The following is a 14,886-nucleotide window of genomic DNA, read 5'->3' on the forward strand; positions in this document are numbered from 1 at the left end:
TTTTTAATGGATTTTTTGAAAATATCATGAAAATAGTTTTCCATTTCCAATTCTCCCTTATTATATCACATTTTAGAATGATTCTTAAGGAAAGAATGATAGTTCAAATAAGCAATATCTGTATTGCAAAAGCCAGCGTTTTCTGACGCTGGCTTTAAAACTGTAAAAATTCTTTCTCAACTAGATTGCTTCTGTGACAAAACTACGGCTTTCTAACACCTTGAGCATAGCATTAGCTGTATCTAGGGCTGTAAAGAGTGGCACACCGTGTTCAATGGCTGAACGACGGATTTGCTCACCATCTTCGTCAGCAGTTCGTTTGGTTCCGACAGTATTGATGATCGCTTGGATTTTCCCTTTGCGGACAAAGCTTGGAATATCCTGTTCATCGTCACCAATCTTACCAACAGGTTGGGCTTGAAGTCCATGACTAGCAAAGAAGGCTGCTGTCCCTTCTGTCGCGAGAATACCATAACCGATATTTTGGAAACGACGAGCCAAGTCCAAAGCTTCTTCTTTGGCATCATCAGCAATGGTAAAGACCACATTCCCAAAGGTTGGTAAGTGCAGGTAAGAAGCTTCAAAAGCCTTGTAGAGAGCTTTTTCCAAAGTAGTATCAGAACCCATAACTTCCCCTGTTGACTTCATTTCAGGCCCGAGCAAGCTGTCTACCTTAGCTAGTTTCGTAAAGGAGAAGACTGGCGCCTTGATATGAACGCGAGTGCTTTCTGGATAAAGTCCATCTTGGTAGCCAAGTTCTTCAAGACTTTGACCAAGAATGAGCTTAGTCGCTACCTGAGCCATAGGAATATTGGTTACCTTAGAAAGGAATGGCACCGTACGGCTGGCACGTGGATTGACCTCAATAACGTATACTTTTTCATCCTTGATGACAAACTGGATGTTCATCATCCCAAGACAGTTAAGGCCGATGGCTAGTCGTTTGGTATAGTCTGCGATGGTCTCCTGAACCTTTTGCGACAAGGTTTGTGGAGGATAAACGGCCATTGAGTCACCTGAGTGGACACCGGCACGTTCGATATGCTCCATGATACCAGGTATGAGAACATTTTCTCCATCTGAAATGGCATCAACTTCGCACTCTTGCCCAACGATGTATGAATCGACAAGGACTGGATGGTCTGGACTAGCCTTAACAGCGGTACGCATGTAAGAACGAAGGTCTTCTTCGTTTTCTACGATTTCCATAGCACGTCCACCCAAGACATAAGATGGACGAACGAGAACTGGGAAACCAATCTTACGAGCAGCTAGCACTGCTTCTTCTTCATTGGTAGCCGTTTGACCTGGTGGCTGTGGAATATCCAAGTCTTTAAGGGCTTGCTCGAAGAGGTCACGGTCTTCGGCACGGTCTAAGTCAGCGACTTGCGTACCAAGGATGGTCACACCTGCTTTTGCCAATGGCTCGGCAAGGTTGATGGCTGTTTGACCACCGAACTGAACGATAACGCCTTTTGGTTGCTCCAAGTCGATGACATTCATGACATCTTCGAATGTTAATGGCTCAAAGTAGAGTTTGTCTGATACCGAGAAGTCGGTTGAAACGGTCTCTGGGTTTGAGTTCATGATGATGGCTTCATAACCAGCAGCCTGAATCGCCTTAACAGAGTGAACGGTTGCGTAGTCAAACTCAACCCCTTGTCCGATACGAATTGGACCTGAACCTAGGACTAGGACAGATTCCTTGTCAGACTTGATAGACTCGTTTTCCCATCCATAGGTTGAATAGAAGTATGGTGTTTCAGAGTCAAACTCCGCCGCACAGGTATCGACCATCTTGTAAACTGGGACAATCTTATTTTCCAAGCGAAGTTGGCGAACTTGGTCAGCGGTCGTTTCCCATAGTTCAGCAATCTTGCGGTCTGAAAATCCATTGAGTTTAGCTGTTTTCAAAACTTCTAGATCTTGTGGATAGGCACCTAATTCTTGCTCGATTTCAAAGATATGCAAGAGTTTATCTAGATAGAAGATATCAATCTTGGTCAATTCAGCAATTTCTTCTGGTGTGTAGCCACGGCGAATGGCCTCTGATACGTAGAAGAGACGGTCATCTTGGGCTTTCACAACTTTTTCAATCAAGGCATCATCAGAAACGGTTGCCAGTTCAGGCATTTCATTGTGGTGAACCCCAATTTCAAGTGAACGACAGGCTTTTAGAAGAGACTCCTCAATGTTCCGACCGATGGCCATGACTTCTCCAGTCGCTTTCATCTGAGTTCCAAGACGACGCTCACCTTTTTCAAACTTATCAAATGGGAAACGTGGAATTTTCGCAACGACGTAGTCAAGGGCTGGCTCAAACATAGCATAAGTTGAACCTGTAACTGGATTGATGACCTCATCTAGAGTCAACCCAACGGCAATCTTGGCAGCCAATTTGGCAATCGGATAACCCGTCGCCTTAGAAGCAAGGGCTGACGAACGTGATACACGGGGGTTTACTTCGATGACATAGTACTTGAAGCTGTGTGGATCAAGGGCTAGCTGAACGTTACAGCCCCCTTCAATCTTGAGGGCACGAATAATGCTCAAGCTCGCGTCACGGAGCATTTGGTTTTCATAGTCCGACATGGTTTGCGCAGGAGCAAATACGATAGAATCCCCTGTATGAATCCCAACTGGGTCAAAGTTTTCCATGTTACAAACAACGAGGGCATTGTCAGCTGAATCGCGCATAACCTCGTATTCGATTTCCTTGAAACCGGCAATGGAACGTTCAATCAAACATTGGGTAACAGGTGACAGTTTCAACCCATTTTCAGCGATTTCACGCAATTCTTCCTCGTTGGCACACATACCACCACCAGTACCACCAAGGGTAAAGGCTGGACGAACGATAACTGGGTAGCCGATTGATGCTGCAAAGGCCACTGCTTCTTCTACTGTGTTGACAATTTCAGATTCAGGGATTGGCTGCTCAAGCTCTTCCATCAATTGTTTAAAGAGGTCACGGTCCTCCGCTTGGTCGATGGCAGACAATTTAGTTCCCAGTAGTTCGACACCCAATTCATCTAGAATGCCATTCTTAGACAATTCCATGGCCATATTGAGCCCTGTTTGACCACCAAGAGTTGGAAGCAAGGCATCTGGACGTTCCTTACGAAGAATACGTGTCACAAACTCCAGTGTAATCGGTTCGATGTAGACCTTGTCCGCAATCTCCTTGTCCGTCATGATAGTCGCAGGGTTTGAGTTCACCAAGACAACCTCATAACCTTCCTCTTTCAAAGACAAGCAGGCCTGGGTCCCAGCATAGTCAAACTCAGCAGCCTGACCAATAATAATCGGACCAGAACCAATCACCATAATTTTTTGAATATCAGTACGTTTAGGCATAGTTTATGATACAAAGCCCGTAAAGAACACAGTGAAAATAGGAAACTCGGTGCAGACGCCTTTAGCGTCAAGACGATGTTTTTCTTTTTCACACAGTTCTTAGGGCGTGTTCACTTCCGCGAACAATGTATCTTCTCCTTTCTATTCGTCGCCTCACAGAGCGACATTAAATAAGATACAAAGGACGATAAGAAAGCGACTGAATTTTAGGGAACCAAGGATAGCAATCCTTCCTTGGTTTCTCTAAATTCCGAGCTTTCCGTCCGTGTTCAGTTACATAAATTCTCCGACGAGCTTTTACTCGTTTTTAATTTGCTTGTTTAAAAGCTTCCATCATCTCGATAAATTCATCAAATAGGTAGCTTGCGTCGTGTGGACCAGGAGCTGCATCTGGGTGGAATTGTACAGAAAAACCTGGTTGGTATCTGTGACGAACTCCTTCAACTGACTTGTCATTGATTTCTTCGTGGGTGATGATCAAATGCTCTGGCAAGTCCTCACGGCTGACTGCATAACCATGGTTTTGGCTGGTAAAGTCTACACGTCCTGTTGCAATCTCACGTACCGCGTGGTTAAATCCTCGGTGACCAAATTTCATCTTGTAGGTCTTAGCACCGTTTGCCATAGCAAAGAGTTGGTGTCCCATACAAATTCCGAAGATTGGAATTTTTCCTTGCACACCACGAATCATATCCAGTGCTTCTGGAACGTCTTCTGGGTTACCTGGACCATTTGACAACATAACTCCATCAGGATTTAGGTGAAGAATTTCTTCTGCTGTTGTTGAATAAGGAACAACCGTAACGTTACAGTTACGCTTAGAAAGTTCACGTAAGATTGAGTGCTTGAGCCCAAAGTCTACTAAGACCACACTCAAACCAACTCCAGGAGCTGGATAGGAAGTTTTAGTAGAAACTTGTTTGATATTGTCTGTCGGCAAGACTGTTGCTTGGAGCTGGTCCGTCACATGGTCCATACTGTCCCCAACATGGGTCAAGGTTGCACGCATCGTACCATGCTTACGGATAATCTTAGTAAGGGCACGCGTATCAATCCCTGAAATACCAGGAATTTTCTTGGCTTTCAAGAATTCGTCCAAGGTCATTTGGTTGCGCCAGTTGCTAGCTCGACGCGCCTCTTCGAAAACGACAACTCCCTTACAAGTTGGAATGATGGATTCATAATCATCACGGTTAATTCCATAATTTCCCACCAAAGGATAAGTGAAAGTCAAGATTTGTCCATTATAAGACTGGTCTGTAATGGATTCTTGGTAGCCGGTCATCCCTGTGTTAAAGACGATCTCACCTGTTACATCAATGTCTGCTCCGAAGGCTTTTCCTTCAAAAACTGTGCCATCTTCTAATACTAGAAGTCTTTTTGTCATATTTTCACCTCTCGTGGACGCTCACTGGCGTCTTTTAACGTCTTGTGTTTTAGTTGGCGTTTCTACTCGCCAATACGGATTCTAAGATTGCCATCCGAACAAAGACACCATTGGTCATTTGTTGGACAATGCGTGATTTTGGTGCTTCAACCAAGTGGTCAGCAATTTCCACATCTCGATTCACTGGAGCCGGATGCATAATGATTGCTGTTTCTTTTAAGCGATTATAGCGTTCTTGGTTCAAACCGTGTTGAGCATGGTAGTCTTCTTTTGAAAAAACTGCTCCACTATCATGGCGTTCATGTTGAACGCGGAGTAACATCAAAACATCCACCTGATCAACAATCTCATCAATAGTTACAAACTGTCCATAGTCCGCAAACTCTTGACTTCTCCATTCCTCAGGTCCTGCAAAGAACAGTTCAGCTCCCAAGCGTTTCAAAATCTGCATATTGGATTTGGCAACACGTGAGTGGTCCAAGTCGCCTGCAATAGCAACCTTGAGACCCTCAAAGTGCCCAAATTCCTCATAAATAGTCATCAAATCAAGCAAGCTCTGGCTAGGATGTTGTCCCGAACCATCACCACCATTGATAATAGAAGTTGTAATCGACGGACTCGCAATCAACTCTCTGTAATAGTCAACCTCTGGGTGGCGAATCACACAGACATCTACTCCTAGAGCAGATAGGGTCAAGATGGTATCATACAGTGTCTCACCCTTATTGACCGAACTAGTTTTCACATCAAAGTCCAGTCGCTCCAACCCTAGCTTAATCTCTGCCACTTCAAAGGACTTATGTGTCCGTGTAGAATCTTCAAAGAAGAGATTCGATACGATAGGTTTGTTCTCGTAGGGAAGTTGGGCTCCGTTTTTAAACTCGATCCCTCGTTTGATCAATTTCATCACTTGATCAACTGTAAGGTCTTCCATAGAAACCACATGGTTCAATGCTTGTTGATTTTCTGACATGGATACTCCTTCAGCTTTCTAAGCTTCTTCAGTAATCAGAACTCTGTCTTGGCCATCAAGTTCTGTCATCTCTACGATGATTTCTTCAGAACGGCTGGTTGGGATATTTTTCCCAACGTAATCTGGACGGATAGGCAATTCTCTATGTCCACGGTCAACTAGCACCGCAAGACTCACGCGCGCAGGACGACCATGGCCAACAATGTTATCAATAGCAGCACGGATGGTACGGCCTGTATAGAGTACATCATCCACCAAGATAACTTCACGGTCTGTCACATCAACAGAAATCAAAGAAGTATCTTCTCCGCTTTTAACATCATCACGGAAAGGTTTGGTGTCCAATTCCACAACAGGAACAGTGATATTTTCCAACTGCTCCAAGCGTTCTTTGATACGATGAGCAATGAAAACACCACGCGTCTTTATCCCTGCTAGGATAATTTTATTCAAATCTTTGTTGCGCTCAATAATCTCATAAGTAATTCGCGTAATCGCTCGTTTGACAGTCAATTCGTCTACAACTTCTTTTGTCTTCATGACAAACCTCCAAAAAGAAAAGTCTCCTTCTACAAGGAGACTTGAAATGTATAGCTAAGCGAGCCCTACTGTATACAGTATAGACTTCACCCTTCTACTTTATCGCGCTCCTTGCCTGCCTCACGGGACAGGTTTAAAGGACTATTTAGTTACCATTTACTATAGCACAAAGCACCCTTAAAATCAAGCAAAAACTTTTTCAGAGTCCCCTTAAACATTACTAAAATCATACAGTTGGGGATAGTGGTCACATTCTGGATTTTTGGGATGACAGATAGCTCGTCCAAAGTAAATCATGGCCTGGTGAGCTGCTAACCATTCTTCTGGTGGCAAGACATCCATAACACGTTTTTCTACTTCAAGTGGCGTAGCTGATTTTTTAACGATATCATGATGCTTGCAGATACGCTCCACATGAGTATCCACTGCAAAAGCAGGAATCCCAAACCCCACACTCATGACGACATTTGCTGTTTTACGACCAACACCAGCTAGACTTTCTAATTCCTCTCGAGTCTGAGGCACTTGACCATCAAAATCCTCTAGTAACTGTTGGGCACATTTTTTAAGGAATTTAGCCTTATTTCGATACAGTCCCAGACGAGAAATGTGTGAAGCAATTTCACTTTCAGTCGCGACAGACATGGCTTGTGGTGTCGGAAAGGCAGCGAAGAGACCTGGTGTGGCCTTATTTACCGCTGCATCTGTCGTCTGAGCTGACAACATCACCGCAACCAAGAGTTCAAAATGGTTGGTAAAATCAAGACTAGGCTTAGCATCTGGAAAGAGGGCAATAATTTCCTCTATGACATGACGGGCACGTTTCTTGGATAAAACCATCTACTCATCTCCATCAAATAGTCCTTGCAAGCCAGCAAATGGACTGTTTTCTTCTTTCTTGACTGCTTGTTGGGCTTGATATTCGTCTTCAGTCATAATTTGCCAGTCATTTCCTGACACAAAACCTTGGCCCGCCTCTTCTTCTGCCGTCAAGACCTTGATTGGGATATTGAGCAAGATATTATCTGCTACGCTCTCAGCAAGGTCGATTTCTCCATTTTCGATAGGCAAGACCAAATCATCATCTAGAACTTCCTGGTCCAGTTGGTTGGTCGCTCCTTCCATGAAGACCTCTGTGACTGGATAAGACTCAGCCAACTCAACTGGCTCCATACTGCGGCTGGAAGCAAGGACAATGGTATATGACAACTGATAATCTAAGAAATACAGACGGTCTTCGTACTGTACCTTCCCCACTGCAAGGATATCTTTGACATCTAAAATCTCTTGGTTCCGTTTACGCAAGTCTGCTGCCAGGTCTAAAGCTTGTTCAAAATGCAGGCCTTCAGGTTGCTTACGAATTTCTTGAATATTTAACTTCATATTTCCTCCATAAAGATGTACTCACTTGATTATACCATGAAAGGGCTATAAGTCAGCTTTCCAAACTTTGATATTAAAATCTCCTTTTTAACATATTTACTATGACAAACTTTCCTATTAGTGCTATACTATAGGCAAGAATACATCAGAGCAAGGAGGATGCTCATATGGAGGACAAAGCACTCATCACTGAAGCTTACCAACTCCTTTCCGAGTTAAATAAAAGCTACCAAAGCTGTAAACAAGGAACAGCTGATGATCTTCGACTGCAAGAGCTGCTGAACACCACTCTTAAGGAACTAAAAACAGCAGAAAAACTGGACAACAGTATCTTAATCGACCTTGAGAAATTTTACCAACGTACCAGTCTTCTTATTGGACTAGGGAGCCTAAAACTAAACGATCAAGCTCGTATTGCTTGGCGAAACTATGACAAGTTCCACTACGAACATGTCAAACACGTGCTAACTCTCTATGGGCCTGTTTTCGGTTTTTAGAGTTTGAAATTACTTGTTTTCTGTTGACAAAATTTCCTGAAAGGTATAGGATAGAGGTACTAATACTCGGAGGTAAGGGAGACATGAACAACTAATCTATCAAATAAAGAACTTTATTTAGTAGATCTTGTTTTTGTCTCTTTTTGTGTGCTCTTTTATGCTCTTTTTCTGGCATTTTATACTCAATGAAAATCAAAGAGCAAACTAGGAAGCTAGCCGCAAGCTGTACTTGAGTACGGTAAGACGACGCTGACGTGGTTTGAATTTGATTTTTGAAGAGTATTAATAGAGTTTTGGACAGTGACTTTGGCTCTACTAGATAAAGTAGAGCTTTTTGTTATGCACTATCGACATTCTAGAAAGGGAAACAATATGATAAAAATCAATCATCTAACTATCACGCAAAACAAAGATTTACGAGATCTTGTATCTGACCTAACCATGACTATCCAAGACGGAGAAAAGGTTGCTATTATTGGTGAAGAAGGAAATGGTAAATCGACTTTACTACGAGCTTTAATTGGGGAAGCATTACCTGATTTTACTATCAGGGGCGACATCCAGTCTGATCTTCAATCACTGGCCTACATTCCTCAAAAACTCCCCGAGTTTCTGAAAAGTAGGACTCTCCATGACTACTTCTTTTTGGATTCTGCTGATTTAGACTACAGCATTCTTTATCGTTTGGCGGAGGAATTGCATTTTGATAGCGATCGTTTTGCTAGCGATCAAGAAATTGGGAGCCTCTCGGGGGGCGAAGCTTTGAAAATTCAGCTCATCCACGAGTTAGCAAAACCTTTTGAGGTTCTGTTTTTAGATGAACCTTCAAATGACCTAGACCTTGAGACAGTTGATTGGCTAAAAAGACAGATTCAAAAGATTAGGCAAACTGTTATTTTCATTTCCCATGATGAAGACTTTCTTTCTCAAACGGCAGATACTATTGTCCACCTGCGACTGGTCAAGCACCGAAAAGAAGCGGAAACGCTAGTCGAGCATTTAGACTATGATCGCTATAGTGAACAAAGAAAGGCAAATTTTGCAAGACAAAGCCAGCAAGCTGCTAACGACCAGAGAGCCTATGACAAAACCATGGAAAAGCATCGTCGCGTCAAGCAAAATGTAGAAACTGTACTTCGAGCTACCAAAGACAGTACTGCCGGTCGCCTATTGGCAAAAAAGATGAAAACTGTTCTCTCTCAAGAAAAACGCTTTGAAAAGGAAGCTCAGTCCATGACCCAAAAACCACTTGAAGAGGAACAAATCCAACTTTTCTTTTCAGACATCCAACCATTACCGGCTTCTAAAGTCTTAATCCAACTGGAAAAAGAAAATTTATCCATTGGCGAGCGCATTTTAGTTCAGGGGATACAACTCACTGTCCGTGGCCAAGATAAAATCGGTATCATCGGGCCAAATGGTGTTGGGAAATCAACTCTGTTAGCCAAGTTGCAGCAACTACTTAGCGCCAAAAGAGAAATTTCGCTTGGTTTTATGCCACAAGATTACCATAAAAAACTGCAATTAGATCTATCTCCAGTAGCCTATCTCAGCCAAACTGAACAAAAAGAGGAACTACAGAAAATCCAATCTCACCTAGCCAGTCTCAATTTCAACTATCCAGAGATGCACCATCAAATCCGCTCCCTATCTGGCGGTCAACAAGGTAAACTCCTACTTTTGGATTTAGTGTTGCGCAAACCAAACTTTCTCCTTCTGGATGAGCCTACACGTAATTTTTCTCCCACTTCTCAACCTGAAATCAGAAAACTATTTGCCTCCTATCCAGGCGGTCTAATCACTGTTTCGCATGACAGACGCTTCTTAAAAGAGGTCTGTACGAGCCTCTATCGTTTGACAGAAAATGGTTTGGAAGTCGTCGCTTTACAAGATTTATAAATGTTGAACATAGCAAAAATCCAGAGAAATCTCTCTGGATTTTTTTACATGTGTTTCAAGCGTTCGATTCGTTCTGAGATAGGTGGGTGGGTATAAAAGAGTTTTTGAAGTCCACCACCTTTCTTAGGATCATTGATATAAAGAGCGCTGCTGGCATCGTCAACATGTTGATGCATCGGCTCGCTATTCTCCAACTTACGCAAGGCATTGATCATCCCTTGAGGATTGCGAGTCAACTCCACACTGGATGCATCCGCCAGAAATTCCCTCTGACGGGAAATGGCAAGTTGCACCAAAGTTGCTGCGAGAGGTGCTAGAACAATGGCTAAGAGAGAGATAATAAGCATGATAATTTCCAAACCATTTCCATCGCGATCATTATCACTCCGTCTGCGACCTGCTCCTCCCCACCACATCATCCGTCCTGCCATACTAGACAGAAGGGTAATGGCACTGGCAAGGGCGACAGCAATGGTCGAAATGCGAATATCGTAGTTTCGGATATGACTGACTTCATGCCCCATAACAGCTTCTAGCTCCTCACGATTCATGATAGCCAGAAGACCCGAAGTGGCTGCGACTGCTGCATTCTGCGGATTCGAACCTGTTGCAAAGGCATTTAAAGAAGAATCCTCAATGATGAAAACACGCGGCATGGGAATCTGAGCGACCATGGCCATATCTTCCACTACATGGTAGAGGTCTGGTGCTGTTTGCTCATCAACCTCACGCGCCCCATTCATAGACATGACAATCTCTGTCGATTGAAAGATCATGGTCAGAGCGTAGATAAGACCGATAATCAAGGCAATAATCATACCCCCAAGACCTGAGCGCATGAAGAGATAACCAACCGCATAACCAACCAAGGTCAAGAGTAGGAAGAAAACCAGCAATAAAATCCAAGTTTTTCGTTTATTGCTCGCAATTTGATCAAACAACATCTTAGTCACCTAAACTGCTAAAGTCAACTTTAGGAACTGCCTTTTCCTCTTCAGGTGTTTGAAGGAAGTCTGCAGCTTTAAAGCCAAATAGTCCTGCGATGATGTTACTTGGGAAGCTTTCAAGTTTTACATTGTAGTTGCTGACAACACTGTTGTAGAGTTGGCGAGAGTAAGAAATTTTATTTTCAGTATTGGTCAACTCTTCTTGCAATTTGATAAAGTTTGCGCTAGCTTTCAAGTCTGGGTAATTCTCTGCTACTGCAAAGATGCCAGAAATCTGGCGGGTAAGGGCATCACTGGCCTTCATAGCTTCAACTGGTGAAGTTGCTGCGGCTACTTGTCTACGAAGTTCTGTTACTTTTTCCAAAGTAGAACCTTCATATTTGGCATAGCCTTTGACTGTTTCAATCAAGTTTGGGAGGAGATCATTACGACGCTTCAACTGAACATCGATCTGACTCCAAGCCTCCTTGGTCTGCATACGATTTTTAACCAAACCGTTATAGCTAACAATCACAAAAATAACAATCAGAGCCAAAACTCCAAGAATAATCCAAGTCATAATCTTATTCCTTTCTGCTTTTAGATTACTACCAGTATATCAAATTTTTAATGAATATGGTAAAATAAGATGATACTAGAGAAGGAAACAACTATGAAACCAGAAACATTTTACAGCTTGCTCGTCGAGCAAAATCTTCCACTTTCTGACCAGCAAAAGAACCAATTTGAACGCTATTTTGAACTCTTGTTAGAATGGAATGAAAAGATTAACCTGACCGCTATTACATACAAAGAAGAAGTCTACCTTAAACACTTTTATGATTCGATTGCACCCATCCTACAAGGCTTGATCCAAAATGAGAATATCAAACTTCTTGATATCGGAGCTGGGGCAGGATTTCCTAGTCTTCCTATGAAAATCCTCTATCCTCAGTTAGATGTGACCATCATTGATTCGCTCAATAAGCGCATCAACTTCCTTCAGCTTTTGGCTCAGGAGCTGGATTTGGACGGTGTTCACTTCTACCATGGACGGGCAGAAGACTTTGCCCAAGACAAGAACTTCCGTGCTCAGTTTGATATGGTGACGGCTCGTGCGGTTGCCCGTATGCAGATCTTATCTGAGTTGACCATCCCCTATCTTAAAGTTGGCGGAAAACTCTTGGCACTCAAGGCCAGCAATGCCCCTGAGGAATTGCTGGAAGCCAAGAATGCTCTCAACCTCCTCTTTAGCAAGGTAGAGGACAACCTCAGCTATGCCCTGCCAAATGGAGATCCGCGCTACATCACAGTCGTCGAAAAGAAAAAAGAAACACCTAACAAGTACCCAAGAAAGGCTGGCATGCCAAACAAACGCCCACTTTAATTTTTTTAGTAAAAAAATTATTTACAAATCTGCCTCGCTCTCGCATTTCTGGGCTCGGGAAAAAATGATTTACAAAATCTGCCTTGCTCTCGCATTTCTGGGCTCGGGAAAAATTCGTTTACAAAACGAATTTTTTCTGCTATACTATCCTAAGCAAAGGTTTTTAATGTCATCCTGTGAGGTGACGAAGGCGCAGATTTATATAAATTTTTAAAAGATAGCTATTTTTTAAAAAGTCTTACTCTGAGGGCCTATTGCTGCAAAATAATGGGCTCTTTTTTGGTGCCCAAAAGTGAGGTTTTTATGAAACAGGAATCAACTGTTGACTTGTTACTAGACGTTGACCAACGTCCTTCTGCTGGTAAAGGTATTCTTCTAAGCTTCCAGCACGTATTTGCCATGTTTGGTGCAACCATTCTCGTTCCCTTAATTTTGGGAATGCCCGTATCGGTTGCTCTATTCGCATCTGGTATTGGAACACTTATCTACATGATTTCTACTGGCTTTAAGGTTCCAGTTTATCTAGGTTCTTCATTCGCCTTTATCACGGCTATGTCTCTAGCCATGAAAGAAATGGGGGGCGACGTCTCTGCTGCTCAAACTGGGGTTATCCTGACTGGTTTAGTCTATGTTCTTGTAGCGACAAGTGTTCGTTTTGCAGGTACGAAATGGATTGACAAACTCTTGCCCCCAATCATTATCGGACCTATGATTATCGTTATCGGTCTTGGTCTTGCTGGTTCTGCTGTAACGAATGCTGGACTTGTAGCAGACGGAAACTGGAAGAACGCCCTTGTAGCTGTCGTGACGTTCTTGATTGCCGCCTTTATCAATACAAAAGGTAAAGGTTTCCTTCGTATCATTCCTTTCCTCTTCGCCATCATAGGTGGGTACATTTTCGCAATGCTTCTTGGTTTGGTTGACTTTACCCCAGTCCTTCAAGCCAACTGGTTTGAAATTCCTGGTTTCTACTTGCCATTTAGCACGGGTGGTGCCTTTAAAGAGTACAACTTGTACTTCGGTCCTGAAACAATCGCCATCTTGCCAATCGCTATTGTAACAATTTCTGAACACATCGGAGACCACACAGTTTTGAGCCAAATCTGTGGCCGTCAATTCTTAAAAGAACCAGGGCTTCACCGTACTCTTCTCGGTGACGGTATCGCGACATCTGTATCAGCCTTCCTCGGTGGACCAGCTAATACGACCTATGGCGAAAATACAGGGGTTATCGGGATGACTCGTATCGCTTCTGTCTCTGTTATCCGTAACGCGGCCTTCATCGCCATTGCTCTTAGCTTCCTAGGTAAATTCACTGCCTTGATTTCAACCATTCCAAATGCTGTGCTTGGTGGCATGTCCATCCTTCTCTACGGAGTTATCGCTAGCAACGGTCTAAAGGTTTTGATTAAAGAGCGCGTTGACTTCAGTCAAATGCGTAACCTCATCATCGCAAGTGCCATGTTGGTACTTGGACTTGGTGGGGCTATCCTCAAACTTGGTCCAGTAACCCTTTCAGGTACTGCTCTATCAGCCATGACAGGAATTATCTTGAACTTGATTTTGCCACACGAAAATAAAGACTAATTATCTATACACACAAAATCCACTCGATTGAGTGGATTTTTTTATTACTTACTCTTTATTTCTAGCAATAAATCTTTCAAAGAAATAATGGTCACGGCTAGTAAAATCATGGCCATACCAAGAAAATCAATCGCATAGAATTGCTCCTTCATAATTAAAAAGGCAAAGAGAACAGCTGATATGGGCTCTATGGAAGCCAATAAACTGGATTTAACTGGTCCTATTAGACTAGCTCCCTTTAGGAAAGCTGTGTAGGCAAATACTGTTCCAATGATGATAATGCCAGCAAATGCAAAGAGAAAATCCAAGCTGGTCGGTATACTGGCTTGCAAAACTCCTGTGAAGGGAATAGCCCCAACACCAGAAATAACCATGCCCACACCAATCACCAACATACTTCCCCACTTCTTAATCAAAGCGATAGGAAGGATAATATAGAGGGCATAGGTCAAGGCAGAAAAGAGTCCCCAGAAAAGACCCGCAGGTGTGACCGACAACTGGTCAAGTTCCCCATGCGTAGCAATAAGAAAAGTTCCTCCAATTGCTAAACCAATTGAAATAATCTCAGCCAGAGTCGGTGCTACCTTGTCCTTGATACACGTATAAATCAAGATCCCAACGGGGCATACATACTGGAGAACTGTCGCCGTGCCAGCATTGGTTTCCTGAATAGCAGAAAGATAGGCAAACTGGTTTAAGAAAAGTCCAAATAAGGCAAACAACAGCAGAGATAAAAGGCTTTTTCTGTCTTTTAAAAAAGCATAGAGTTTATCCCTTGAAGTCGCATAAGATAAGAACACCAGTGCCAATCCTGCAATGATAAGTCGCAAATTGGTCAAGACTAGAGCGGAAATCCCGTGTACCATTAGGTATTGGCCACTGGTTCCAGACAAGCCCCAAGCAATCCCTGCCACTACTGTATACAGAGTTCCTTTTACGGTTTTTGACAT

Annotated in this window: 13 protein-coding genes; 4 read left to right on the forward strand and 9 right to left on the reverse strand. The window is 43.0% G+C overall.

Annotation, left to right across the window (positions count from 1 at the left end; genetic code table 11):
- Nucleotides 1-180: 180 nt before the first annotated feature.
- The 6 genes from carB to MK395_RS04780 all read right to left on the reverse strand — a co-directional run bounded on the left by carB (nt 181) and on the right by MK395_RS04780 (nt 7,640).
- Nucleotides 181-3,357, reverse strand: a complete 3,177-nt coding sequence (gene carB, locus MK395_RS04755; RefSeq protein ID WP_268711374.1) for a carbamoyl-phosphate synthase large subunit — start codon at nt 3,355-3,357, stop codon at nt 181-183.
- A 307-nt stretch (nt 3,358-3,664) separates the two neighbouring features.
- A complete protein-coding gene (locus tag MK395_RS04760) occupies nt 3,665-4,744 on the reverse strand; it encodes a carbamoyl phosphate synthase small subunit (RefSeq protein WP_000166847.1) in 1,080 nt (359 codons plus the stop codon).
- Nucleotides 4,745-4,793: 49 nt separating this feature from the next.
- A complete protein-coding gene (locus MK395_RS04765; protein WP_001293853.1) occupies nt 4,794-5,717 on the reverse strand; it encodes an aspartate carbamoyltransferase catalytic subunit in 924 nt (307 codons plus the stop codon).
- Nucleotides 5,718-5,735: 18 nt separating this feature from the next.
- Complete coding sequence (pyrR, locus tag MK395_RS04770; RefSeq protein WP_000850018.1) at nt 5,736-6,257, reverse strand: bifunctional pyr operon transcriptional regulator/uracil phosphoribosyltransferase PyrR; 522 nt, start codon at nt 6,255-6,257, stop codon at nt 5,736-5,738.
- Nucleotides 6,258-6,467: 210 nt separating this feature from the next.
- Nucleotides 6,468-7,097: an endonuclease III gene (nth, locus tag MK395_RS04775; RefSeq protein ID WP_042767713.1), complete on the reverse strand. Its 630-nt coding sequence runs from the start codon at nt 7,095-7,097 to the stop codon at nt 6,468-6,470.
- Nucleotides 7,098-7,640 (reverse strand): YceD family protein, encoded by a 543-nt coding sequence (locus MK395_RS04780; protein WP_000773190.1) that lies wholly within the window; start codon nt 7,638-7,640, stop codon nt 7,098-7,100. It abuts the gene before it with no gap.
- A gap of 167 nt (nt 7,641-7,807) precedes the next feature.
- Between MK395_RS04780 and MK395_RS04785 the strand changes: the two genes are divergently transcribed.
- Together MK395_RS04785 and MK395_RS04790 are read left to right on the forward strand one after the other, a co-directional pair.
- Nucleotides 7,808-8,137, forward strand: coding sequence for a hypothetical protein (locus tag MK395_RS04785; protein WP_049501341.1), 330 nt, complete (start codon nt 7,808-7,810; stop codon nt 8,135-8,137).
- 339 nt (nt 8,138-8,476) lie between these two features.
- Nucleotides 8,477-10,036, forward strand: coding sequence for an ATP-binding cassette domain-containing protein (locus MK395_RS04790; protein ID WP_268711375.1), 1,560 nt, complete (start codon nt 8,477-8,479; stop codon nt 10,034-10,036).
- A gap of 44 nt (nt 10,037-10,080) precedes the next feature.
- Here the strand turns inward: MK395_RS04790 and htpX are convergent, their stop codons facing one another.
- Both htpX and MK395_RS04800 read right to left on the reverse strand, forming a co-directional pair.
- Nucleotides 10,081-10,980, reverse strand: a complete 900-nt coding sequence (gene htpX, locus MK395_RS04795) for a zinc metalloprotease HtpX (protein ID WP_268711376.1) — start codon at nt 10,978-10,980, stop codon at nt 10,081-10,083.
- 1 nt (nt 10,981) lies between these two features.
- The gene (locus tag MK395_RS04800) at nt 10,982-11,542 is read right to left on the reverse strand and encodes a LemA family protein (RefSeq protein WP_268711377.1); all 561 of its coding nucleotides are present in this window, start codon (nt 11,540-11,542) and stop codon (nt 10,982-10,984) included.
- A 93-nt stretch (nt 11,543-11,635) separates the two neighbouring features.
- On the opposite strand from MK395_RS04800, the gene rsmG reads away from it, so the two are divergent.
- Nucleotides 11,636-12,349 (forward strand): 16S rRNA (guanine(527)-N(7))-methyltransferase RsmG, encoded by a 714-nt coding sequence (gene rsmG / locus MK395_RS04805; protein ID WP_268711378.1) that lies wholly within the window; start codon nt 11,636-11,638, stop codon nt 12,347-12,349.
- Nucleotides 12,350-12,652: 303 nt separating this feature from the next.
- A complete protein-coding gene (locus MK395_RS04810; protein ID WP_000808283.1) occupies nt 12,653-13,936 on the forward strand; it encodes a uracil-xanthine permease family protein in 1,284 nt (427 codons plus the stop codon).
- Nucleotides 13,937-13,980: 44 nt separating this feature from the next.
- Here MK395_RS04810 and MK395_RS04815 read toward each other — a convergent pair whose 3' ends face one another.
- Nucleotides 13,981-14,886: a DMT family transporter gene (locus MK395_RS04815; protein ID WP_268711379.1), complete on the reverse strand. Its 906-nt coding sequence runs from the start codon at nt 14,884-14,886 to the stop codon at nt 13,981-13,983.

It is taken from the genome of Streptococcus oralis (assembly GCF_026782085.1).
Lineage (GTDB): Bacteria > Bacillota > Bacilli > Lactobacillales > Streptococcaceae > Streptococcus > Streptococcus oralis_DA.